23 protein-coding genes and 1 pseudogene are annotated in these 22,967 nt (G+C 36.3%); 11 read left to right on the top strand and 13 right to left on the bottom strand.

Annotation, left to right across the window (positions count from 1 at the left end):
* The first annotated feature begins 108 nt into the window (after nucleotides 1-108).
* The 7 genes from JNUCC51_RS19860 to JNUCC51_RS19830 all read left to right on the top strand — a co-directional run bounded on the left by JNUCC51_RS19860 (nucleotide 109) and on the right by JNUCC51_RS19830 (nucleotide 8,106).
* Nucleotides 109-2,829, top strand: coding sequence for a sensor histidine kinase (locus tag JNUCC51_RS19860; protein WP_337989423.1), 2,721 nt, complete (start codon nucleotides 109-111; stop codon nucleotides 2,827-2,829).
* Between the two features lie 111 nt (nucleotides 2,830-2,940).
* Nucleotides 2,941-3,645 carry a response regulator transcription factor gene (locus tag JNUCC51_RS19855; RefSeq protein ID WP_100545994.1) on the top strand — a complete coding sequence of 235 codons (705 nt, stop codon included), beginning with the start codon at nucleotides 2,941-2,943 and terminating at the stop codon, nucleotides 3,643-3,645.
* 131 nt (nucleotides 3,646-3,776) lie between these two features.
* On the top strand, nucleotides 3,777-4,004 hold the full coding sequence (locus JNUCC51_RS19850; RefSeq protein ID WP_049663835.1) for a FeoA family protein: 228 nt from the start codon (nucleotides 3,777-3,779) through the stop codon (nucleotides 4,002-4,004).
* Nucleotides 4,001-5,980 (top strand): ferrous iron transport protein B, encoded by a 1,980-nt coding sequence (gene feoB / locus JNUCC51_RS19845; protein ID WP_337989422.1) that lies wholly within the window; start codon nucleotides 4,001-4,003, stop codon nucleotides 5,978-5,980. The genes JNUCC51_RS19850 and feoB overlap by 4 nt, the downstream gene beginning before the upstream one ends.
* A gap of 10 nt (nucleotides 5,981-5,990) precedes the next feature.
* On the top strand, nucleotides 5,991-6,170 hold the full coding sequence (locus JNUCC51_RS19840) for a FeoB-associated Cys-rich membrane protein (protein ID WP_337989421.1): 180 nt from the start codon (nucleotides 5,991-5,993) through the stop codon (nucleotides 6,168-6,170).
* A 348-nt stretch (nucleotides 6,171-6,518) separates the two neighbouring features.
* Nucleotides 6,519-7,064, top strand: coding sequence for a VrrA/YqfQ family protein (gene vrrA, locus JNUCC51_RS19835; RefSeq protein ID WP_337989420.1), 546 nt, complete (start codon nucleotides 6,519-6,521; stop codon nucleotides 7,062-7,064).
* A gap of 73 nt (nucleotides 7,065-7,137) precedes the next feature.
* Nucleotides 7,138-8,106: a 4-hydroxy-3-methylbut-2-enyl diphosphate reductase gene (locus tag JNUCC51_RS19830; protein WP_337989419.1), complete on the top strand. Its 969-nt coding sequence runs from the start codon at nucleotides 7,138-7,140 to the stop codon at nucleotides 8,104-8,106.
* A gap of 215 nt (nucleotides 8,107-8,321) precedes the next feature.
* On the opposite strand, the gene JNUCC51_RS19825 is transcribed toward JNUCC51_RS19830, so the two are convergent.
* On the bottom strand, nucleotides 8,322-9,023 hold the full coding sequence (locus JNUCC51_RS19825) for a response regulator (protein ID WP_100545988.1): 702 nt from the start codon (nucleotides 9,021-9,023) through the stop codon (nucleotides 8,322-8,324).
* A 241-nt stretch (nucleotides 9,024-9,264) separates the two neighbouring features.
* Nucleotides 9,265-10,845 (bottom strand): ATP-binding protein, encoded by a 1,581-nt coding sequence (locus JNUCC51_RS19820; RefSeq protein WP_443137012.1) that lies wholly within the window; start codon nucleotides 10,843-10,845, stop codon nucleotides 9,265-9,267.
* A 112-nt stretch (nucleotides 10,846-10,957) separates the two neighbouring features.
* On the opposite strand from JNUCC51_RS19820, the gene JNUCC51_RS19815 reads away from it, so the two are divergent.
* The 3 genes from JNUCC51_RS19815 to JNUCC51_RS19805 all read left to right on the top strand — a co-directional run bounded on the left by JNUCC51_RS19815 (nucleotide 10,958) and on the right by JNUCC51_RS19805 (nucleotide 14,279).
* Entirely contained in the window at nucleotides 10,958-12,007 is a 1,050-nt protein-coding gene (locus JNUCC51_RS19815) for a TRAP transporter substrate-binding protein (RefSeq protein WP_337989418.1), read from the top strand.
* A gap of 287 nt (nucleotides 12,008-12,294) precedes the next feature.
* Nucleotides 12,295-13,560 carry a dicarboxylate/amino acid:cation symporter gene (locus JNUCC51_RS19810; RefSeq protein ID WP_337989417.1) on the top strand — a complete coding sequence of 422 codons (1,266 nt, stop codon included), beginning with the start codon at nucleotides 12,295-12,297 and terminating at the stop codon, nucleotides 13,558-13,560.
* A gap of 182 nt (nucleotides 13,561-13,742) precedes the next feature.
* Nucleotides 13,743-14,279, top strand: coding sequence for a tubby C-terminal domain-like protein (locus tag JNUCC51_RS19805; protein WP_337989416.1), 537 nt, complete (start codon nucleotides 13,743-13,745; stop codon nucleotides 14,277-14,279).
* Here JNUCC51_RS19805 and JNUCC51_RS19800 read toward each other — a convergent pair.
* On the bottom strand, nucleotides 14,276-14,473 hold the full coding sequence (locus JNUCC51_RS19800) for a hypothetical protein (RefSeq protein ID WP_337989415.1): 198 nt from the start codon (nucleotides 14,471-14,473) through the stop codon (nucleotides 14,276-14,278). The genes JNUCC51_RS19805 and JNUCC51_RS19800 overlap by 4 nt on opposite strands.
* Nucleotides 14,474-14,564: 91 nt before the next feature.
* A pseudogene (locus JNUCC51_RS19795) lies at nucleotides 14,565-15,290 on the bottom strand (alpha/beta fold hydrolase).
* 218 nt (nucleotides 15,291-15,508) lie between these two features.
* Here JNUCC51_RS19795 and JNUCC51_RS19790 point away from each other — a divergent pair.
* Complete coding sequence (locus JNUCC51_RS19790) at nucleotides 15,509-15,688, top strand: hypothetical protein (protein WP_337989414.1); 180 nt, start codon at nucleotides 15,509-15,511, stop codon at nucleotides 15,686-15,688.
* Nucleotides 15,689-15,755: 67 nt separating this feature from the next.
* On the opposite strand, the gene JNUCC51_RS19785 is transcribed toward JNUCC51_RS19790, so the two are convergent.
* The 9 genes from JNUCC51_RS19785 to JNUCC51_RS19745 form a co-directional block, all read right to left on the bottom strand.
* Entirely contained in the window at nucleotides 15,756-16,646 is an 891-nt protein-coding gene (locus JNUCC51_RS19785; RefSeq protein WP_337989413.1) for a PhzF family phenazine biosynthesis isomerase, read from the bottom strand.
* A gap of 60 nt (nucleotides 16,647-16,706) precedes the next feature.
* The gene (gene lepB, locus JNUCC51_RS19780; protein WP_337989412.1) at nucleotides 16,707-17,273 is read right to left on the bottom strand and encodes a signal peptidase I; all 567 of its coding nucleotides are present in this window, start codon (nucleotides 17,271-17,273) and stop codon (nucleotides 16,707-16,709) included.
* A 291-nt stretch (nucleotides 17,274-17,564) separates the two neighbouring features.
* Nucleotides 17,565-18,101 (bottom strand): NADPH-dependent FMN reductase, encoded by a 537-nt coding sequence (locus tag JNUCC51_RS19775; protein ID WP_337989411.1) that lies wholly within the window; start codon nucleotides 18,099-18,101, stop codon nucleotides 17,565-17,567.
* Nucleotides 18,102-18,317: 216 nt separating this feature from the next.
* Nucleotides 18,318-18,566 (bottom strand): DUF2164 domain-containing protein, encoded by a 249-nt coding sequence (locus JNUCC51_RS19770; protein ID WP_100545980.1) that lies wholly within the window; start codon nucleotides 18,564-18,566, stop codon nucleotides 18,318-18,320.
* Nucleotides 18,567-19,127: 561 nt separating this feature from the next.
* Nucleotides 19,128-19,352: a hypothetical protein gene (locus JNUCC51_RS19765; protein ID WP_100545974.1), complete on the bottom strand. Its 225-nt coding sequence runs from the start codon at nucleotides 19,350-19,352 to the stop codon at nucleotides 19,128-19,130.
* Between the two features lie 15 nt (nucleotides 19,353-19,367).
* Nucleotides 19,368-20,489 (bottom strand): Nif3-like dinuclear metal center hexameric protein, encoded by a 1,122-nt coding sequence (locus tag JNUCC51_RS19760; RefSeq protein WP_337989410.1) that lies wholly within the window; start codon nucleotides 20,487-20,489, stop codon nucleotides 19,368-19,370.
* A 1-nt stretch (nucleotide 20,490) separates the two neighbouring features.
* Complete coding sequence (locus JNUCC51_RS19755) at nucleotides 20,491-21,183, bottom strand: tRNA (adenine(22)-N(1))-methyltransferase (RefSeq protein WP_337989409.1); 693 nt, start codon at nucleotides 21,181-21,183, stop codon at nucleotides 20,491-20,493.
* 180 nt (nucleotides 21,184-21,363) lie between these two features.
* Nucleotides 21,364-21,711 carry a c-type cytochrome gene (locus tag JNUCC51_RS19750; RefSeq protein ID WP_100545971.1) on the bottom strand — a complete coding sequence of 116 codons (348 nt, stop codon included), beginning with the start codon at nucleotides 21,709-21,711 and terminating at the stop codon, nucleotides 21,364-21,366.
* Nucleotides 21,712-22,156: 445 nt separating this feature from the next.
* On the bottom strand, nucleotides 22,157-22,720 hold the full coding sequence (locus JNUCC51_RS19745) for a hypothetical protein (protein WP_337989408.1): 564 nt from the start codon (nucleotides 22,718-22,720) through the stop codon (nucleotides 22,157-22,159).
* Between the last annotated feature and the right edge of the window lie 247 nt (nucleotides 22,721-22,967).

Raw genomic sequence — 22,967 nt, 5'->3', positions numbered from 1 at the left:
AATGTAGTGTTAGGAAATCGCTTTTCCTATTAAGAAACTATAAAGAGGAAAAATCTTAATACTTTCTTAATGGAAGATAGCGCTATAATACAAATGAGGTGAAAGAGGATGGAAAATACACGTCCAACCCCAGAGACGTTTTTAGCGAGGCTTCAGCAGGAAGAACAATTTATAGGGAAGCTAAAGATCTTTCTTGGTTATGCTGCTGGTGTAGGTAAAACTTATGCAATGTTAGATGCAGCACATCAAGCACAAAAACTTGGTAAAGATGTGGTAGTTGGCTATGTAGAACCACATCCTCGTCCAGATACGAAAGCTTTACTCGAGGGACTTGAGCAAATCCCCACGAAAAAAATAATTTATAAAGGGAAACCTTTTCAGGAATTAGATATTGATGAAGTACTAAAGCGCAAACCGGAAATTGTCATTATCGATGAATTGGCACATACGAATGTTCCAACAATGCGTCACAAGAAACGTTTTGGAGATGTAGAGGAATTACTTGCAAAGGGCATTCATGTCTATACAACCGTAAATATTCAACATATTGAAAGCCTACACGATATAGTTGAAGAAATAACTGGGATAAAAGTACGGGAGCGTATTCCAGATTATTTAATTGATCAAGCCGCACAAATAAAAATTGTCGATATTGAACCAGATGAGTTAATCCAGCGCCTACAAGAAGGCAAAATTTATGTAAAACAACAAGCTGAAAAAGCGTTACAATCTTTTTTTCGCAAACAAAATTTAGTATCACTTCGAGAAATTGCATTACGGAGAGCTGCAGATACGATTAACTATAAGCAGGTAAACAGCGACGAATCTATTAAGCATCATGTACAAATTGAAGAACATTTACTTGTTGGGATTAGTAGCTCTCCTACGAATGCCAAGGTTATTCGAACTACCGCACGATTAGCACAGGCATTACACGGGAAATTTACAGCTCTTTACGTTCAAAACGTACAGGAGCATGATAGGAATAACCCAAATTCTGAACGACTTCAGCAGCATATAAAGCTTGTTGAACAGCTTGGCGGTCATGTCGTAATTGTTCAGGAAGATGATGTAGCTGCTGCCCTTGCCAACTATGCACAAATTAGTGGTGTCACTAAATTAGTCATTGGTAGAACTAGCATGAGAAAAAAATGGTGGCTACCAAACACAAAAATTAGTGATCGACTCAACGAATATGTTCCGAATTTAGCCATACACATAGTCCCAGATCAAGAAAATGAACAATTCTACTTCCCTACTGTAAAAAATAAGCTGTCGTTTGAATGGCTTGACTTATTAAAAATGGCTATAGTGTTTGGCATAGTATCAGTTGTTGGGCTATATTTTTACACAATTGGTGTCAGTGACTCGAACATCATTACTATTTACATTTTAGGTATCTTAATTCTTGCCATTTGGTCATCAGGATGGATGATGAGCATTATTAGCTCCATCATAGCAGTACTGCTTTTTAATTATTTTTTTACAGAACCACGATTTTCATTTAACGCCTATCATCGCGACTATCCGATGACCTTTGTGATCATGTTCCTTTCCGGATTGATTACAAGTAGCTTAACGAAAAAAATAAAGGAGCAAACCATTGTAGCTGTTCGTAAATCTTATCGAATGGAGGTACTCCTTGATACAAATCGTAGGCTACAACATGCTAAGTCAATAGAAGAAATTATTACTGAAGGCATGTCACAAATCGTTAAATTAGTAGAAAAACCAGTAAAGTTTTTTGAGATAGAAAATAATTTAATTGCGAACTCTATTTTTTTCCGTACCGAGAGCATATCTAGTATTGAAAATACTAAGATAGCTTCCTTTTTTGAGAATCCGAATGAGCATGGTGTAGTAAGCTGGGTTATCAATAATAAGCATGTAGCAGGTGTCTCTACTGATATATTTCCTGAAGTGAATGCCTACTATTTACCGGTTATTTCAAATGGGAATGTTAAAGGTGTTATCGGTATTGCCCTATCAAAGCAATCACCATTACCTGCATTTGAGCGTAATATTTTGCATGCCATTATTAATGATTTTTCATTCGCACTTGATAAATGGTATTTACAAAAACTCAATGCAAAAGTAGCTAGAGAAGCTGAAATGGAACAAATGCGAGCAAACCTTTTGCGCGCAGTTTCTCATGATTTAAGAACACCGCTAACTGCTATTTCTGGTAATGCAGATATATTACTATCCAGTGCATCTCAAATACGAGAGGATGAAAAAAGTAGAATATACGAGGATATTTATAAAAATTCGAAATGGCTTGTGCAAATGGTTGAAAATTTACTTGCTGTGTCTAAGTTAGAAGATGGACAATTTGCAATGGAGATGCAATTGGAACTTGTAGAAGATATTATTCAAGAAGCACTAACGCATGTCGTTCGTCTAAACAATACACATGAAATATCCTATCATATTGAACCAGAATTTTTATTTGCTGAAATGGATGCGCGACTGATTATTCAAGTTCTAATTAATATTATTGATAATGCATTGACCTATACACCATCAGGTAGTGTTATTACTTTAACGGTCAAAGAATCTGAATGTTTCGTGCACTTTAGCATTTCTGATGATGGCCCTGGCATAGATGATGCAATAAAAACCAGCCTTTTTGAGCCATTTACTACCGGAAAAGTACAGCGTAGCGATAGTCGAAGAGGTTTAGGATTAGGCTTGGCTCTATGTCAAACTATTTTAAAATTACATGGTAGTGTAATAACAGTTTCAGATAATAAACCAAAAGGAACGGTTTTTAATTTCGCACTAAAAAAAGGAACCTTATCATCAAAAGTTGGGGATGACATTGGTTAAAAGGTGTGCCATCTATATGAGTTGGTTGAAGCGAAGACTGGGCTACCCCCGGTCGTAGCGGAAATCAGCCCCTCACGCTGGTGATGAACCAAAAAGGAGTAATGAAATTTGATAAGTAAACGAATTCTAGTAGTAGAAGACGATATAGCCATTGGCAATTTAATTAAAATGACATTAGCAACTCAACAGTATGAATACGACATTGCAAAAGATGGTAATAGCGCTCTACAAAAAGCTCTTGCCATGAATCCAGACGTTATTATTTTGGATTTAGGACTACCAGACATAGACGGTGTAGAGCTTATATCGAAAATTAGAAGCTGGACTCAAACCCCTATTATCGTAGTTAGTGCACGCGGCGAAGAGCACGATAAAATCAATGCTTTAGATGCCGGCGCAGACGATTATGTTACAAAGCCTTTCAGTGTTGAAGAGCTATTAGCCCGAATTCGAGTAGCTTTAAGAAGAATGTCGTTTGAGCATCAGCAAGAAAATGAACCTTCTGTCTTTGTAAATGGTCATTTACAAATAAACTATGCGGCAAATACAGTGTTTGTAAATGAAAAAGAAGTACATTTGACGCCTATTGAATATAAGCTCTTAGTTATTTTATCAAAGCATGTCGGCAAAGTTTTAACACATAATTTTATTTTAAAGGAAGTTTGGCACAACGCACTTCAATCGGATGTTCCAAGTTTAAGGGTTTTTATGGCTACTCTTCGAAAGAAAATAGAGAACAATCCAGCTAACCCAAAGTTAATCCAGACACATGTCCGTGTTGGATACAGAATGCTTCGTTGTCACGATGAGGAATAAGGTTTGATCTTACTTTAACTTTGCTATCCCAATATTACTTTCAACAGTAAACTTATTATTGATACACTAGATAAAAAATGATAAGATTTTACCGATAATGATTATCACTCACAAGAAAGTAGGTAGATCTTATGAACCTTCATGCGGTTCAATTGGGAGAAAAAGTTAAAGTAAAAGATCTACAGCAAATTGACTCTCTTTTATGTAAACGATTAAATGCTTTTGGAATAAAAGAAGGCTGTCAAGTTTGTATGGTCCAAAAAGGATGGTTTTCTGGAGCTTGCATTTTGGAATGCCAAGGTCAGAAAATCGGGCTTAGAAAAAAAGATTTAATGGATATAAAGGTCGAACAAGTATGAGTAGATTAGCTTTAATCGGAAACCCAAATATCGGTAAAACATCATTATTCAATACGTTGACAAATTCATATGAATACGTTGGCAATTGGAGCGGTGTAACCGTTGAAAAAAAAGTAGGACAAGTAAAAAAACTACAAAAGGAATTAATTGATTTACCTGGTGTCTATACGCTTAATCCTATTTCAAAAGATGAAAGTGTTGTTACTTCATTTTTACTTGAAGATCAAGTAGATGGAATTTTAAATATTATCGATGCCTCTAACTTCGAACGAAATATGCAATTAACAGTAGATATACTTGAACTTAGAAAGCCTGTTTTCATCTGTTTAAATATGATTGACGTAGCGAAAAAGAAAGGCCTTTCGATTGATGTCGAAAAATTACAGAGTTCTCTAGGAGTACCTGTTATTCCTATAAGCGCTCGTACTGGTAAAGGTGTTGAAGGTATTTATGCTGCTATTCAAGCCTCAGACCGTACTCAACAACGCTTTGCATTAACCTATGATGACCTAATTGAAGAAGGTATCTCAAAAATTGAAGCATTGTTACAGCATGTTCCTGAAGAACAAAGAAGATGGTGTACGATTCAATTTTTAATGGAAAATGAAGCCGTTGACGCTTATTTGAAAGAAAAGGAATACTTTGAAAAGCTAGCTGCAATACGAGATGCTTTAGAGAATAAAATTGGTGAACCATTAAATAAAGCTATTGCTAAAAAACGTGATTTATATATTTCTAACATCTATAGCGAAGTAATTATACAAGAGAAAAGTGAAACACAATGGTCAGAGAAAGTTGATAAAATTCTAACACATCCAATTTTAGGTGTTCCGATTTTCTTAGCGCTTATGTTTTTAATGTTTCAAGCAACGTTTGCATGGATCGGTACCCCACTTTCTGATTACTTAGATGGCATTGTAGGAGGCCCTCTTACAGATACTGTTACTCAAGGCATAGAAGCTATTGGTGCAGCTCCTTTTATTGTTCATTTAATATGTGATGGGATCATTGCAGGTGTTGGCGGTGTTTTAGTTTTCATTCCACAAATCTTTGTATTATTTTTCTTTATTTCTCTATTAGAAGATTCAGGGTATATGGCGAGAATTGCTGTTGTGATGGATCGCCTTATGGAATATTTCGGTTTAAACGGCAAAGCCTTTATTCCGATGATTGTAAGCTTCGGATGTAATGTTCCAGGTGTAATGGCTGCGAGAACAATTGAACAGCCAAGAGAACGACTATTAACAATTCTTGTTGCGCCGTTTATGAGTTGCTCAGCAAGGTTACCTGTATATGCTTTGTTCGGTGCAGCATTCTTTTCTGCACATCAATCGTTAGTAGTATTTTCCCTATATGTTATGGGTATTGTGGTAGCGCTTATTGTAACAAAAATATTATCAATGACAATTTTAAAAAATGAAACCTCTGTATTTTTTGTTGAGTTACCAGCCTATCATGTACCACAACTTAAAACACTTTGGCGTTCCACTTGGGAAAAAGGAAAAGGATTTTTCCGCAAAGCTGGTACTATTATCTTTGCTGGCTCCGTTATTATTTGGCTTCTTTCTTATTTAGGACCACATGGCGCTAACGTCAATATGGATGACAGCTTTTTAGCAATTATTGGGGGCGCTTTTGGTGTGTTGTTTATCCCACTTGGCTTTGGAACATGGCAAGCCGGTGCATCTCTTATTGCTGGATTCCTGGCAAAAGAAGTAATTGTTTCGACAATGGCGATTATTTATGGCGTAAGTGAAGGTGTCTTATCCTCAACGATGACAACACATTTTACTGCTTTAAGCGCTTATACATTCTTGGCCTTTGTTTTACTTTATATGCCTTGTTTAGCCACAGTAGGCGCAATAAAACGGGAAACACAGTCTGTGAAATGGACTTTATTTGCAACAATATATCCATTTGTTGTAGCCTATATTATTGCACTTATGATTTATGGTATCGGGAACTTATTCATGTGAGGTGTAGAGAATGACTTTATTGATTAATATCTTAATCGGTAGCATTATATTTGGCTATGCTGGTATTACCTTATATAAAAGCATTAAGAAACAGAAAAAGGGCAAATGCGCATCATGCTCATTACAGAAGAGTTGTTCCTCTAACGTCTGTGCCCCTCCTTCTAAACTGAAAGATATTTCCCACAAATAAATTTGTAGAAAATATAGCGAGGTAATTCCAAATGGAAAATTACATTGGAGACTACCTCGCTTTTTTGTGTACTTTTAAACATGGAGCGCTGTGTTCTAGAGCTAAAGTATATCAATTATGCCTCGGCATAATCACCGCTGCCGCTTCGCTTTCGCTACATTTCGAGCAGATAAACAAAAATAATTGCTGAAAGAAGTTAAAGAAATAAACCTTACAGGATATAGACAGATACATTTACAATCTCCCAAGTTATTTATTGCGCATTCGAACGCTAACTTACCCATCTGCATATCATACTTATAATCAGGTATGTCATCAATGTTAATTCACTATCGAAAGGAGATCGTTATGGTATTTAGACCACAGTTCCCGATGTATCCTGGTGGCATGAGAATGCCCATGCAAATGCCAATGCCAATGCAAATGCCGATGCAAATGCCCATGCAAATGCCAACACCTCCACAGATGTCACCACAGTCCTTTTTCCAGCCCGGAGGCTTCCCAAATCAGCCACGAATTCCCGGTGGCTTTCCTATGGCCAGTGGAATAGGATCATTTGGAGGACAAATGCCGTCAATGCAGGAACCTTCAAAAATCGGTTCATTTTTGCAGCAGGCGAATAACTTATTTAACTCAGCGAAAACATATACACCTTACATTCAGCAGGCAATGCCAATGGTAAAAAATATTCCGTCACTTTTAAAATTGTATAAAGGATTTCAAGGTCTTCCTGCTGCCGGAGCTGCCGCAGGGGCTGGAGCAGTAGCAGCTGAAGCAGCGGCTAGCAAAGGAGCAAGTTCTGCTAAAAGTAGAAAATCGTCTCGGCAAAATGGATCATTTACTCCTGCTGATCCACTTCCATCTAAACCGCGTATTTTCCAGCCGCCTATGTAGATGAAGGTTTCTTTGTATTCACCGTCCCTGTCCGTTATAATGTAGATAGGTAAGCTTGAAAGGAGTCACAACCATGCAAGTATTAAAAATTAATCCACGTGGCTATTGCTATGGTGTTGTTGATGCGATGGTTATCGCTCGAAACGCCGCACTCGATAAAACATTACCAAGACCTATCTACATTTTAGGTATGATTGTGCATAATAAACATGTCACGGATGCCTTTGAAGCAGATGGCATCATCACATTAGATGGCGAGAATCGTTTGGAAATTATTGAACAAGTTGAAACTGGCACTGTTATATTCACAGCGCATGGTGTTTCACCTGAAATTCGTGAAATTGCGAAGCGAAAAGGCTTAGTATCCATTGATGCTACATGTCCTGACGTAACAGTTACTCACGATTTAATTCGTGAAAAATCAGCAGATGGCTATGATATTATATATATCGGTAAAAAAGGCCACCCCGAGCCAGAGGGAGCAATTGGGGTTGCACCTGATCATGTGCATTTAGTGCAATCATCCTCGGATATTGATGCATTAAATTTAACGAATGATAAATTACTAGTTACGAATCAAACGACGATGAGTCAATGGGATGTCGCTCATTTAATGGATAGTTTAAAAGAGAAATTCCCACAAATTGAAGTGCATAAGGAGATTTGTTTGGCAACCCAGGTACGTCAAGAGGCAGTTGCTCAGCAAGCTGGGGAAACAGATTTACTTATTGTTGTTGGTGATCCAAAATCCAATAACTCGAATCGTTTAACGCAGGTGTCCGTTGAAATTGCAGGAACACCATCTTATCGAATTGCAGACGTTTCTGAGCTAAAAATCGAATGGTTAAAAGGAATTAATTCCGTCGCTGTTACAGCAGGTGCTTCTACGCCAACACCAATTGTCAAAGAGGTTATTTCATTCCTTGAGCAATTCGATGAAAATGATGAATCAACACATAACATTGAGCGTACAGTTACATTAGATAAAATTTTACCTAAAATTAAAACGCCAAAGCCTGTAGACAAAATTATGCCTTACTAAGAACAAATGCGCTAATGTGCTCGTTTACATCCGACAAGCGCTGGAGAGCCCAAAAGCAAAAGTAAACGCTCCACCACTTTTGCCCGAGGGATCGAAGCTACCTCGAGGTTGTACGCTTTAGCCTAGACGATAACTATGACTTTGGTTATCCACAACTTAAAAATCTAAAGTAGTAAAAAATCCTGATTGTCTATTTTGACGATCAGGATTTCCTTTTATTTACTGAAATAATAATTAACCGGACGACCAATGCCACCATAATGTACATCCATCGTAATTTCCTCTTGCTTCTCTAAATAATCTAAGTATCTTCTTGCTGTTACGCGTGCAATACCTACACCACTGGCTACTTCTTCTGCCGATGCTCCTTCTACAGATTGTAAATAGTGCACAACTTTCTCCAGTGTTGCACGATTAAAACCTTTAGGTAAACTTTTTTCTGACCGTATGACATTGGATTGCTGAACCTCATTATGTCCATCATGATAATGGAATAACTGATCAAGCTCCCCTTGTGTTAATTCACGCTCCGTTTGCATTTGCTTTTTGAAGCGCAAATAATTTTCAAGCGTACCTTGCACTCGTTCAAATGAAAAAGGTTTCATAATATAATCAAAGACGCCCAAATGCAGGACTTGTTTTACAGTTTCCATATCATTTGCAGCGGTTACCGTAATTACATCTACAGGTAACTTGAGTTCACGAATTTTTCGTAAGCTTGTCACTCCATCCTGCTCTGGCATGAAAATATCCATAAATACTAATTCTGGTTTAAGTTTTTGAATTTGAGCAATCCCTTCAACTCCATTTGAGGCTTGTCCAATTACTTCAAATCCAGCTATCTTTTCAATAAATTGGCGATTAACTTCTCGCACCATCGGATCGTCCTCAATTAATAAAACCTTTGTTTGTGTCACTGTTAGTCCTCCATACACTCTGTTCTATCTCTATATGTGCAAATATTTACTTAAGGAAGCTATCTAAGAGAGCGCCACTCTGTTCCCATAGAATATTCCGCCTCTATTCATATTACATTACTCATAGGATTGATCTCCATTACAACCAAGCGCTTTCTTAAGGACGTCAAATGAATCCTACAGAGTCGTTCAGTCTATACTCCAATCAAAAAACAAATATTATCATCAGATGATGAGCCTATTAAGTATAGTAAAAAGTTATTAAAAAGCTTGTTCCTTTATTCGGTTCACTTATGACTTCAATTTCTCCCTTTCCTTTTTGTACAATTTCTTTTATTAAAAAAAGTCCAATGCCACGACCTTTATTCTCTTTTGTTGAATATCCATTATCAAAAATATGAGCCTTTACTTCATTCGTCATGCCTATACCATTATCCGTTACTAAAATTGCTAGTACATCCTCATCCTCATCAACAGAAACATGGATAATTTTCTCTTCGATTTGTACATCCTTTAATGCATCAAAAGCATTTTCTATTAAGTTACCGAATAAAATAACGAAATCATGATGATCTAAATTGTTAGGAAAGGTTGTCAAGCGGCTTTCCCTGTCAATTTCCAGTAGAATTCCTTGTTCTTTTGCATAGGAGATTTTACTAAGCAATAGCCCGGAAATATTTTCATTTTTAATTCGTTCATTTAGAAAATTTGTAATTTCATCGTGTTCTTCTTTTACTTGCGTTAAGTAAGAAAGTGCTTGGTCATGATGTCCAAGCTGTAAAAGACCGGCAATTGTATGCAATTTGTTTTTATGTTCATGTGTTTGTACGCGTAATGCTTGTACAAATGCCTTAACACCTGTTAATTCCTCTGCAAGCTTTTTCACTTCTGTACGATCCTTAAACATGGCCACAGCTCCAACCGTTTTTCCATTAACTTGTATAGGAATACGATTACTCATAATACTGTGATCATTAATATAGAGCTCACGATTAAAAATGGGGTGATCTAGCTCCAAAATTTCCGGTAATCGTGTATCCGGTAATACAGTAAAAATTTTCTTCCCTATTAATGTTGAAGGTTGCTCGTGAACACCTAATATGTCACATGCCTTTTCATTAAATATTGTGATTGTCAAGTCATTATCAATGGCAATAATCCCTTCATGCATCGCGTTAAAGGTTTCAGTTCGTTCTACATACATTTTAGCAATTTCATGGGGCTCTAGCCCAAACATTTGCTTTTTCATATGAAGCCCTAATGTATGAGCCCCCCATGCACTAAAGAAAAGAGATAATAAAATAGTAATCATTAATTCTGTTTGAATAGATTGTAGTAACTCTGCTACAGTTAAAACACTATAGCCTACTACTACTACACCTATTTGTCTACCTCCTTTACTCATAATCGGGACGAATGCTCTTACCATATCTCCATGTTCACCATGTGCGATAGATGTATAATAATGCTCAGAAAACGCTGCGTTTAGATCACCTGACTGCGAGAATTGTCCAATCTCCTCTGTATTCGGATGTGAGTACTTGCGCCTTTGCATATCAAGTACAACAATATACTGCGCCCCATTTATATCACGTATTTCCTCCACTACAGGATTAATATGTTTCGTAGCCTCGTTAAAATTATTGTTTGCAATGTAAGTTTTTAGTTCAGGAAGCTGTGATACTGTTTTTGCTACAAGTAAAGCTTGGTTTCTAAGCTTATCTTTTTGTTCATTCATGACAAACCCTAGCAAAAATGTACCACCTATACTAAAGGAGAGCATGAGAATAAAAAAAGTCAGAGACATAATTTTTCTCTTCATCGATAATTTTTGAAATTTCAAGAAGTACGCCTCCCTCCTACTATATTTTACCTTACTCCATATGTTAGAATAACAAAAACATCAGAAAATACGAATAAATTGGGTGTAATTGATGAAAAAATTTATTATCGGAACAATAGTAAGTGTTTTATTGTTAACATTAGCAGTTGGTATTCAACAAGGCTTACTATTTGCTAAGCCTCTCCCCTATGACGATGAGCAACATGGCTTAGATACACAAATTACGATTCATTTAAGTCATGTTGTAGCTGAGAATACACCAAAAGGACAAGCGGCAAGTAAATTCGCCGAGCTTGTTGAGGAAAAAACGAATGGTAAGGTGAAGGTACACGTCTACCCAAACTCCTCCTTGTTTAATGATAAAAACGAGTTTCAGGCTTTGCAAAATGGAGAAGTAGAAATGATTATCCCTACTTTCTCAAAGATGACATCCTATATACCAAATTGGCAGGTTCTTGATTTACCTTACCTTTTTAATACGGATGATGAAGTGCATAAAGTACTTACAGGTTCGATTGGTGAACAATTGTTAAGTGAGCTTAAACCATTTCATATAAAAGGACTGGGTTTTTGGCATAATGGCTTTAAACATTTAACCTCTGTCGATCAACCTATTCATACATTTGAAGATTTAAAAGGCTTACGTATCCGTACAATGCCAAGTGAAACCCTTGAAAAGCAATTCGAGGCTGTTGGAGCTACACCAATCCCGACTTCCTTTAGCGAGGTTTTCACTGATTTAGAATCGAATACTATTGATGCTCAGGAAAATACAGCTTCCAATATTTATTCTAAAGGTTTCTATAAAGTGCAGAAACATATGACATTATCTAAGCATGGCATTTTAGGATATGCAGTTTTAATTAACGACAAGTTTTGGAAATCTCTACCTTCAGAAATCCAAAAACAGATTATGGAGGCTATGAAAGAAACAACAGACTGGCAATTTGAACAAGCTATAGAAATGAACGAAGAAGATTTGCAAAAACTTAAGCAGCAGGATAACTTTGAGATCTATACGATGAGCAATAAGGAACGCCATCGCTTTAAAGAAAAACTAGCACCTGTTTATGATTTTTATAGAAATAATGTACAAGAAAACGATGTTTTATCAGAAATCGAAAAAATTGTTTCCCCTTAAGTACTTCTTCACTGCTGGATCAATACTTTTGTTCATTAATGATTAAAATCCTCACTAGCGTGGGGATTTTTTCTTTTGTATTATAATAGATTCTAAATTTACAAAACTACTATAAAACAGCCACAAACCCTTGCTATCACTAATTTTATCAATTTACCAGTTGAAAATGAACAAAATGAACAATAGAAACTTTACGGTCATAAAAACTATTGTCGGAAAATTTCAGCTAAGATAACCTCATGAAAGCGTTCACATAATATTCATAAATAGTGTTAGGGGAGAACTTTATGCGTATAAATTTTAAAAATTTAACTGTACAAGTACTGATTGCTATTGTGCTAGGTATTATTGTAGGTGCTACGTTCCCAGAGTTCGGAGCGAAGTTGAAAATATTAGCTGATATTTTTATTAAATTAATTAAGATGTTAATAGCTCCTATCATTTTCTTAACAGTTGTTATTGGAATTGGTAGTATGGGCGATGTAAAAAAAGTTGGTAAAATTGGTGGGAAGGCATTAATCTATTTTGAAATTGTCTCTACTTTCGCACTAGCAATCGGCTTAATCGTTGTCAATATTGTACAACCCGGAAAAGGCTTTAATACAGCGGCTGCAAACGGTGCAGATGTTTCCCAATATACAGAGGCAGCTGCCGCTACGGAGCATGGTATTGGTGCATTTATTATGCAAATTATACCTGATAATGTTGTCGGAGCACTTGCAAATGGAGAGTTATTACCTGTTTTATTCTCAGCTGTTTTATTCGGTATAGCTGCTGCTGCTATTGGAGAACCAGCTAAACCAGTCATTAAATTTTTCGAACAAGTAGCAGATATATTCTTTAAAATTGTTAATATGGTCATGAAAGTTTCCCCGATTGGTGCATTTGGCGCTATGAGCTACACAATCGGAAACTTCGGTCTTAAATCACTAGGAAACTTAGGATTTTTAATGCTTTCCGTTTATATTACAATGTTTATCTTTATCGTAGTCATCATTGGTCTTATTACACGTTACTTTGGATTCAGTATCTTTAAGTTTATTAAATATATTAAAGATGAAATTTTTATCGTTATTGGGACATCATCATCAGAATCTGCCCTACCTTCGATGATGCGCAAATTAGAAAACTATGGTTGCTCTAAACAAGTCGTTGGTCTTGTCATTCCAACGGGGTACTCCTTTAACTTAGATGGTACGTCCATTTACTTATCTATGGCGGCTATTTTTATCGCACAAGCTTACGGAGTTGATTTAGATGTTTGGCATCAAATTACATTGCTTGCTATTTTAATGCTAACATCTAAAGGTGCGGCCGGTGTAACAGGCTCAGGTTTTATTACGCTCGCTGCAACATTAGCAGCATTCCCAATGATTCCAGTAGAAGGGATTGCCCTTTTAATCGGGGTTGACCGCTTTATGTCAGAGGCTCGTGCAGTTACCAACTTAATTGGTAATGGTGTAGCAACAGTTGTCGTTTCAAAAATGGAAAAAGAATTCGATCCAGAGCAGGAAAAACGTGCTCTAGCAGGAGAAGTCACACCTCAACAATAATATTAAAGGCTGTCCGATCGTGAAAATTTCACATTATCGGTCAGCCTTTTTTATTGATTGATTATGTCTCGTCATAATTGATCCCTTTGGATGTACCTCTTTACCTGTTTATCAAAATTTTTGTTTAAGATGAAACCTGAAGTAAAGCATCTCCGTATAGTAAGTAGATTGGAGGCTTTTTTATGACTACATTTACTCTTACATACCCAAAAGCTTTCGAAAGCTTTTCAAATATCCCTATTGTGAATGAACAAAATGAGACGGTTTGTGTGCTACAAAAGGTAGAACGTTCATCAGTAGGAAAAGTAATCAATGCTGTAATGCTAGTTGCTACACAACAGTCATTACCACATCGCTATGAAACACGAACTACTTTAGGAGCACCACTTTTTCAAGTGCAATCTACACTATTAACAAAGGGAGTTAGCCATCAGCTTATTATGCCAGATGGATCCATTTTACCGATACAAAGGAAGACGGTTCAACTACTTGAATCTTCCTACTCTTTTACAATGGATGGACTCGCTTTTCGCTTTGAAAAGGATTTTACCTCAACAGCCTATTTATATTGTAACGATGAAAAAATAGCAAGCGCTAGTAATATAGAAACTGAAATTGTGCGTACTGGTATATCTTTTAAACTTTTTAACTCTGACGATATGCTCTTTGTTGCTTTGCTAGCAACTTTGTATCAGGCATTATTCTCAATGAGTAATTAGGTAGGCTTATCATCATAGAGTGGGGTTGATTTCCGTTCCAGCTGGGCGCTTTGTTGTTGTTGCTGTCGCTTCGCTTTCGCACAGTTAAAACATTGTTGCTGTCGCTTCGCTTTCGCACAGTTAAAACATTGTTGCTGTCGCTTCGCTTTCGCACAGAGCAAAGCTTCCTGGTGGGCGTCTAGTCTCCACTCCAATCAATATATATACATAACATATGGTTTAATAAAGGTGATCACCGATTTTGGATGATGAACAATAAAACTCCTATTGCTAGGAGTTTTGATATTAAAAATTATTAAGTAACTTATTTATTGCTTCTACGACTACTGAAGGTGCATCATTTTGTTTGTAATGCGCACTATTTTCAACAATAATAAATTCACTTTGAGTGGAAATTTGTAATATTTCCTTTTGCATTTTATTCCACAGTTCTTGAGATTCTTTAGTATAGTGATGTTTATTACCTGCTGAAAGAACAATTAACGGTATGTTTAATTTTATCTGATTGTCTTTTAATTGTTTTAGGCTTTCCTTAAATTCTTTATAATTGCCTTAGTGTATAAATTGTTTTTTATAAGCCTCTTGAAATTCCCTTCTCATAGTTGGAAGGAATCTTTCTTGGTAATCCTCTGGAGTAGAATCAACTAACAACAATCCAGCAATGTCACTAGGATATTCACTCGCATATAATCTTGCGTTTACTCCGCCAAATGAATGACCTACAAATATATATGGAGGGGCTATTTCCAATTTAGTAAGAAGCTCTTTCAGTTCCTTCACCATTTCTCGACTTGTTCTAGGATTTGAACTTTTCTCACTTTTACCAAGTCCTGCTCTATCGTAAACTAACACTTCTGTAAATGCTGCAACATCAGAGACTATAGAAATCCACCCTTTAGAATAATCACCATATCCCGCATCCATAACCACAGTAGGTTTACCATTTTTTTTACCTATCAATTTGGCATACAATTTAAAATCGTTTATTGGTACAAACATTTCTTTAGACATATTATAGTTTCCTTTTTTATCTTAGACTTCATCGAATATTTAAGAACTGATATCTTAATAAAAGATCCGCCTTTTTTTATTTTCCAGTACTGCTAGAATCATTCAATATATTCCGGGACACGAAATATTTTCGCTTTGTTTTGACCATTTTACGTCGTCCTTCTAAAAAAGGAGTACACTAAAGAGGTAGAAATACTATACATTCGGAGGCATTTAAAATGGATACAAAAGCAGCAGATATTAAAAATTTAATGACGTTAGAATTACTTGTTCAAATTCTAGAAGAACGTGGTATTATGACAGATCGCGAATTAAAAGAACGTCTTACAAATAACGTTAAGCTTTCATCTATGGATGCAGATTTAAAAGAAAAAGTTATTGAAGAAATTAAACATTAATGGAATGAATGGCATTTTAAAAGGGGGCCGCTTCCTAGTTAAAAAAATACTATAAGCGGTTTCCTTTTTATATATGCACTTTTAGTTCCTTCACGTGTACAGCCGTTCCTGTAATCGAAATATTCAGTTTCCCCTCAACATTTTTCACGTGTACATGCACACGCCCATCTTTCTCAAGTTCCTGACCTTGTTCTACGGTAAGTGTTTTTGGCAATTGAGCTGCTCGATCGATATACTCTGCAAAATATGCCCCCATAACACCAGAGGCAGTACCTGTAGTTATATCTTCAATTGTTCCAGAATAAGGTGATGAAAAATGTCTTGCGTGCATATCTGCATTCTTATCAAATGCCTCTAAGCAAAAAGGATGGACGGATGCTTTTGGCATTTCGTCAAGGACATCCGGAAAATTTGCAGTTTGCGGAGTCATTTTTTCAAAGTATGATAAATTTTTTATAGGTACTATCAATGTCCAAATTCCTGTACTTCCATAGACTATCGGTAATTCAGGATGTATCGCTTCCTCTGTTAGTCCAATAGATTGTGCAAGCTTAGTTTTTGAACCGTTAAAGGCTTTAAATTGGGGTGTTGCATGTTGCATAGTAATATGAATTTTTCCTTTCTGTTCCTTTATCTCAATTGGGAGAATTTCTGCTTTCGTTTCAATAGTCAGTTTTGACTTATCTTCTAGTAAACCTTTTGTTTTAAGAGCATAAATCGTTGCCATTGTTGCATGTCCGCACAAATCCATCTCATGCCCTGGCGTGAAATAACGTATACGTAAATCTGCTTTATCAGATTTTTGCGCAAAGGCTGTTTCATTGAAGCCCACCTGCTTAGCAATAGCCTGCATTTCTATTTCACTATATTGATCTCCCTCTACGACGACACCTGCTGGATTCCCCATATTAGGTATCGTACTAAACGCATCATAATGATGGACGGTAACAATTTTCATTTACTTTTCCCTTCCTTTTATAAAGTCTAATGTAAGCCATGTACATAAAAGCTAATTTAACTAGCGTGTACTACCAAGCCTTTCGAATGGCCACAATACAAAGCCTGCAGTTCCTAAAATTTTATTCTGCGAAACAAATCCAACATCTGGACTCCTACTATCTATGCTTCGTCGACGATTATCCCCAAGAACGAAAAAATGCCCCTCTGGTACAGTTATTTCTCCTAATTGTTCCTCTAGTGTGAAATCATATGTAAAATCACCTTTATCAAGTAATTCTTCTTTATACTCAGTTAAATAAGGCTCATCAAAAGCCTTCCCGTTTATATATAAAACGTCATCTTTATAGGCTATATGATCTCCTGGTAAACCGATGATTCTTTTAATATAATTTTTATCTTCTTTTGTTTCAAAGACAATAACATCGAAGCGGTTATAATCGGAAATTCGCGGTCCCACTTTATTCACAATGACTTTATCTCCATTTTCAAAAGTCGGCTCCATTGAAGCACCTTTTACAACTACAGGAGATAGAATAAAATAACGTACACCCATTGTAAAAATGATTGCTAGCCCAATTGCTTTAAACCATGCCCAAAATTCACTCTTAGTTTGTTTTTGCGTCACACTTTACGCTCCCATCCTTCTTCTCTAATATCAATCTCCCTTACATTAATACATACGAACCAATACCAGAAAAGTTCCATAATTAAGAATCCTATTTATTATTTTGAATTATTTTCTCTATCATAAAAAGAATTAGCACAGAGAGTTTTTCAACAATAGAGAATATTAGAAAATCAACACTCTATTAAATATCATCTATTTAAATTCAGGGAAACAACTACCCAGCCATACGTCTCTATATGCATAAAAAGAGCAATATGCACTTTTTACTGTACATATTGCTTAAGGTCTTTATCGAATTGTTTTTAATGCAGTTGCCCAAGGGATAAGTTGATCTAGCATTTGATTTACTGAATCTGCTTGCACTTCCTTTGGTTTAAATACTGTGCCGTTTTCGAAATCTGTAAATAAGGATAAAGCAGGATGGACGCGAACATCAGCTACTAATAATTCACCAAGAATTCCACGTAAATGTTCAGCCGCTCTTGCACCGCCAACAGAACCGTAAGAAACAATACCTGCCGCCTTATTATTCCATTCCACGCGTAAGAAATCTAATGCATTCTTTAATGCCCCAGTAATAGAATGATTATATTCCCCAACGATAAATACAAAACCATCACATGCAGCAACTTTTTGTGACCATGTAGCTGCTCCTGAAGCATCTCCACCTGGCTCACCTAGAAGTGGTAATTTAAAATCTGCGATATCAATAATTTCATATTCTGCATCACCGCGTTTTTCAGCTACTGCCTTTACCCATTCGCCAACTTGTGGGCTTAAACGACCCTCACGCGTACTACCTAATATTACCCCTATTTTCAACATGTTGTTCCTCCTTCACTCATCCCTCAAATTGTGACCAAATCTTTCATTTGAACTAAAAGTGGTTCTCTTAGCCATGATGTACAGGAATCCATTTCTTAATTCCATACATGGATGGTTAATGAAACCATTGTTTTTACTTCGAATTAAATTATCTTTAATCCAAGATAAAAATATCATATATTTTTAAAAATTTCCAATAATTTAATTCAGATTAAATTATTTTATTTTAATCGGTCTTTCTAATGCTGCAAGTTCATCCTCAATCGATGCATATTGTCTTTCTACAACATATTTTGCATCCGAGATAGCCGCATTATAAATATGTGGAGCAATATTTTCCTTTACAAAGTCTAATACTCTTTCTGCTTCGAATTCCGTTATATCCTCATCACGATTATTATAGAAAAATCGTTGAATATCAGCTATTATTGTTTCTTGTTGTTCTTTTGTTAATCGAATAAACAATCCAAAACTCTCCTCTCATAGCAATTTATACTCACCTATCATAACATTCTAAAATTAATCCATGCATACACAAAAAGACTGAATTATATTTCACGATGTTGAAGTACTAATATGTCAATGAAGTTAAGGTGTCTTATTATATATAGCTCAATGGCAAAACGAGGGGCTGATTTCCGTTCCGACTTGGCGCTTTCCTGGGGGCGTCCGATGAGCCGCTTCACTCGCGTTGCTCGCTCCAGGGTCTCATCTGTGACGCTAATCCCCAAGGAGTCGCCAAGCCTCCACTCCAATCAACTACTTCACATAGCATAAATTTTCTAGCATGTCTCTCTTATTTATAGTGATAAAACTAAACCTTAGCAATAGGGTTATATCTGTGCGAAAGCAACAACAAAAGCAAAGGAAGCCACTCGACGCTCGCTCACAGGAGAGCAAGTAGCCCGGAACGGAAATCGCCCTTATTTAAAAGCACAACATTCACCAAGGTTTCCTTGAACATATTGTTTTTTTACATTAAAAAGACTGAATTATATTTAATACTATAATTCAGTCTTGTTATAATTACTGCTTACATTTAAATGAATAGTTTGTTGATAGAAAACTCTTTTCCTTTGACACTATGGCTTCTCCACCGTCTGATTCACATTGCTCGGTCATAGCATCAATTTTTTTGGCATTCATCGTATTTGTCATAAATGTCATCCCTACCCCAAACACAGCAATCAGCAAACCAATCATTATCCATAACTTGCCGGCTTTATTGCCAGCAGGTCTTTCACTTGCCACAACTATTCCCCTCTCTTACACGAATAAAAACGGTTCTGTATGAATAGTAGATTGTACAAAATCAACAGAATATTTTTTATCCTCACACATTCTTGCCATCTTTTTAGCTACTCCTGCAATCATCACTTTCTCCACATGATGTCCTGGATCTACGATTTGTAGACCAATTGCTTGAGCATCCTGGGCAGTATGGAAATACATATCTCCTGTTAAAAATACATCTGCCCCAGCACGTTTCGCAGAATAGATATATTTATTGCCGTCGCCACCAACAAGCGCAACTTTTTTCACCTTCGATTGTAAATCACCAACAACGCGGACAGCAGGCACGTCTAGCTGCTGTTTCACGAATTGCGTAAATTCATGAAGAGTCATTTCTTGTGGTAAATAACCAACTCGTCCTAAGCCCATTACATTTGTTTGCTGGTCTAAACGGATGATATCATAGGCAGGTTCTTCATATGGATGTGCATTTAACATTGCCTTTAACACACGATTTTTTATAGATTCCGGAAATACTACTTCTACCTTTACTTCTTCTTCAACATGTAATTCACCAATAGAACCTACATGTGGATTTGCACCTTCTAGTGCACGGAAACGTCCTTCTCCCAATGTAGTATAGCTACACGCTTCATAATCTCCAATGCGGCCAGCTCCTGCCTTTGCTAATGCCTCCCGTAAATCATTGGCATTTGCAGTCGGTATAAAAACTGCCAGCTTCAACATATTTTCCGCATATGTTTCTTCTAAAATAGAACGGTTTTCAAGCTGTAGAGCATCTGCTAGTAAGTCGTTAACACCGCCTTCAGCCACATCTAGATTCGTATGCGCTGCATAAACGGCAATATCATTTTTTATAAGTTTTTCATATAAACGCCCGGCTGGATTGTCAGTACGAATATTGGAAAGGCGTCTAAAAATAGGTGGATGATGCGCTATTATTAGCTCGCATCCTTGAGCAATAGCCTCGTCTGCTACTGCTTCATTAACATCTAATGTGACTAATACTTTACTTACAGGTTTATTTAATGTGCCGATTGCTAGACCAATTGGGTCATTTTCCATACAGGCTAGCTTTTTAGGCGACCATGATTCGAACAATTGTATAACTTCTTGACCGTTAACTACTTTCATCTCACAGAACCCCTTCCACTAAATTGAGTAGAGCTACTAATTCTGCACGTTTTTCTTCAATTTCAGGTGTTTGATCTGCCCCTTCAATGGACTTTAATACACGTTGCCAATTTTCTTTTTCACGCGACCATTTTTTAATAAATGCTGCTGATTTTCGTTGCATTAATTTCGGCCCAAATAAAATATCCGATTCCGTTAACGTCATTGTGCTTCTTTGCAATACAAGAATTTCATAAATTTTTTCGTCTTCCTCTAAAATCTCTTCATCCTGTATTGCCCAATTATGTGCTAACGCCCATTCGCGAATCACTTTTGCATGAATATTAGGCTGCAAAATAAGCCTTGTTACACCATTTAATTTTTCTGGATGCTTCTCTAAAATGGAGACAATAAGAGGTCCACCCATTCCAGCTATAGTAACAGTATCTACATGATCAGCTTCTTCAACAGCCGCTAAACCATTCGCAAGTCTTACTGTAATTTTTTCTGTTAAGCCTTCCTTTTGCACTTGTCCAACTGCTGATTCAAATGGTCCTTTCACAACTTCCCCTGCTATTGCATATGAAGCAATACCTTTATGAATTAAGTAGCATGGTAAATATGCATGGTCGCTGCCAATATCGGCTACAACCGCACCAGTGGGAATAAATTTTGCTACTGTTTCTAATCGTTTTGATAATTTTTGTGCATTCATTTTTTTACCGCCTGTCTAAAATAGTGTCCATCCTTAGTATGTATGATGTCGTGAAAAAAAACAAATGGAGTTGTCTCAAAAATTTTGAGCAACTCCATTTTTCATTTACTGAATGAAGATAAATAAATTGTAGCTGTACCGATTACGATTAAACGCTTTCAGTACAGCTATTTTTTCAGACTATTTTAGAGTTGAAATGTACTTAGCGATTGCTTTAGCTTCCGCTTCGTTTTTCATGCCAGGCTCCATTGGAGTTCCTGGGATCCCGTTTGTTAAAACATCTACGATACGCGCTTCATCTAAGCCGTGTAGATTAGGACCAAAAGCACCACTTAAGTCAGCACCGTGACAACTAATACAAGTTTGTACTAATGCAGAATCATCGGTAGCTTCTGTTTTTTCGCCACCACCCTCTTTTTCAGCAGCGATTTCCTTTTTGTTCTCTGCGCCTGTTAAAGACATGAAGAAAATAAGACCAATACCAAATGCTAAAATTAGAATGTAAGGAACGACTGGATTGTTTTTCATATGTTTCCCCTCCTCATTTAAATCTACTTCTATGATAATATAGAATCAGTCAACATCTAATATTGTACTTCATTAACCATGAAACGAAAAGCATATTCGCTAAGTTTTCCTTTGTTTGTAACAATTTCGACATTTCTGTAACTACTGGATAAAATATGTCTTGAAATCCCCAATATTTGCACATTCCAGTATTTTTTTAATAATTACATCCTTACTCGCTGTTATCTTTCCACTCTTTGCGCATTCATATACCAAGGAAATCAAAATATCTTTTTTTATATGTGTAGCTAAAAAGCTATACGATTATAGTCTTCACTAATAGAGCGTTTAAGTTAATGTTAGATAAATTACAGACACATTTTGATACAAAAAAAGAATCTGTTAGCTAATTGAAAGCAAACAGATTCTTATCATTGTTAGCGAAACTTTTTTACAAAATAAATTCTTATAATAAGTTTATGATATAATAGCTAATCAGTGCCAGTAAACCTAGGACACCTGAGACCGTGAAATAAAGTAGCTTCATTTTTAAACCTGACCAAAGCCAAACCCCACAGTTTGCTGCAATCAAGCAAAACAATGCAATATTATTTCCATTAAAATATGTAGTGTAAATTCGAATAGACATACTAAACAACAGAATAGCACCCAATAGATGGAAAATAGGGGCTAATAAATCATTTTTACGTGCCATTCTAAACGCCGTCAGAAATAATATCACAGCAGCTATTCCAACGACAACAGTTAAAATTATCATTAAGGATGATATTGTAAAATAAATAGACAGCAGTGTAATCATTGCAATACATATACTTGCAATTACAAGTAATTGCCTTCTCTTTTCTGCAGGCAAAATAGCCTGTTTATGATGCACCGGTTCTAACTCTTCTACATCTGACCCCTCTGCATATAGAGCCGCTAAAAAATCACAGTAATGCTCTGGTAATAGCTTATTCTGCTTCCAAAACAATATCTCATTCAAGATTATTTTTTTCCGAGGATTTGTCATAGTGTATACTCCAAACATTGCTTAATAATGGTTGTTATTACAATTTTATCTTAAAATCGTTCATAACACATCTGTATAAAGTAGCAAAAATAATACTGTCTCATTCTAATTACTCGATATAACATTTATCGAAATAATATCTACTATGTTTAGTATGACCCAGGGAAAAAAATGAAAAATTTTGTGTCGATATTAACTTCGCTCTCACAGGTATTCTCCTATTTCATATGAAATATAATAGGAGCCA

Source organism: Lysinibacillus sp. JNUCC 51 (assembly GCF_015999525.1).
GTDB classification, from domain to species: Bacteria; Bacillota; Bacilli; order Bacillales_A; family Planococcaceae; genus Lysinibacillus; species Lysinibacillus xylanilyticus.
The sequence above is the reverse complement of the archived record's forward strand: the minus strand, read 5'-3'. Positions and strand labels throughout refer to the sequence as shown.

Excerpts from the sequence above, each read along its gene's own strand:
- JNUCC51_RS19860 (WP_337989423.1), top strand. The coding sequence starts at position 109 with ATGGAAAATACACGTCCAACCCCAGAGACGTTTTTAGCGAGGCTTCAG.
- JNUCC51_RS19850 (WP_049663835.1), top strand. The coding sequence starts at position 3,777 with ATGAACCTTCATGCGGTTCAATTGGGAGAAAAAGTTAAAGTAAAAGAT.
- feoB (WP_337989422.1), top strand. The coding sequence starts at position 4,001 with ATGAGTAGATTAGCTTTAATCGGAAACCCAAATATCGGTAAAACATCA.
- JNUCC51_RS19840 (WP_337989421.1), top strand. The coding sequence starts at position 5,991 with ATGACTTTATTGATTAATATCTTAATCGGTAGCATTATATTTGGCTAT.
- vrrA (WP_337989420.1), top strand. The coding sequence starts at position 6,519 with ATGGTATTTAGACCACAGTTCCCGATGTATCCTGGTGGCATGAGAATG.
- JNUCC51_RS19830 (WP_337989419.1), top strand. The coding sequence starts at position 7,138 with ATGCAAGTATTAAAAATTAATCCACGTGGCTATTGCTATGGTGTTGTT.
- JNUCC51_RS19820 (WP_443137012.1), bottom strand. The coding sequence starts at position 10,845 with ATGAAGAGAAAAATTATGTCTCTGACTTTTTTTATTCTCATGCTCTCC.
- JNUCC51_RS19815 (WP_337989418.1), top strand. The coding sequence starts at position 10,958 with ATGAAAAAATTTATTATCGGAACAATAGTAAGTGTTTTATTGTTAACA.
- JNUCC51_RS19810 (WP_337989417.1), top strand. The coding sequence starts at position 12,295 with ATGCGTATAAATTTTAAAAATTTAACTGTACAAGTACTGATTGCTATT.
- JNUCC51_RS19805 (WP_337989416.1), top strand. The coding sequence starts at position 13,743 with ATGACTACATTTACTCTTACATACCCAAAAGCTTTCGAAAGCTTTTCA.
- JNUCC51_RS19790 (WP_337989414.1), top strand. The coding sequence starts at position 15,509 with ATGGATACAAAAGCAGCAGATATTAAAAATTTAATGACGTTAGAATTA.
- JNUCC51_RS19785 (WP_337989413.1), bottom strand. The coding sequence starts at position 16,646 with ATGAAAATTGTTACCGTCCATCATTATGATGCGTTTAGTACGATACCT.
- JNUCC51_RS19775 (WP_337989411.1), bottom strand. The coding sequence starts at position 18,101 with ATGTTGAAAATAGGGGTAATATTAGGTAGTACGCGTGAGGGTCGTTTA.
- JNUCC51_RS19760 (WP_337989410.1), bottom strand. The coding sequence starts at position 20,489 with ATGAAAGTAGTTAACGGTCAAGAAGTTATACAATTGTTCGAATCATGG.
- JNUCC51_RS19755 (WP_337989409.1), bottom strand. The coding sequence starts at position 21,183 with ATGAATGCACAAAAATTATCAAAACGATTAGAAACAGTAGCAAAATTT.
- JNUCC51_RS19750 (WP_100545971.1), bottom strand. The coding sequence starts at position 21,711 with ATGAAAAACAATCCAGTCGTTCCTTACATTCTAATTTTAGCATTTGGT.
- JNUCC51_RS19745 (WP_337989408.1), bottom strand. The coding sequence starts at position 22,720 with ATGACAAATCCTCGGAAAAAAATAATCTTGAATGAGATATTGTTTTGG.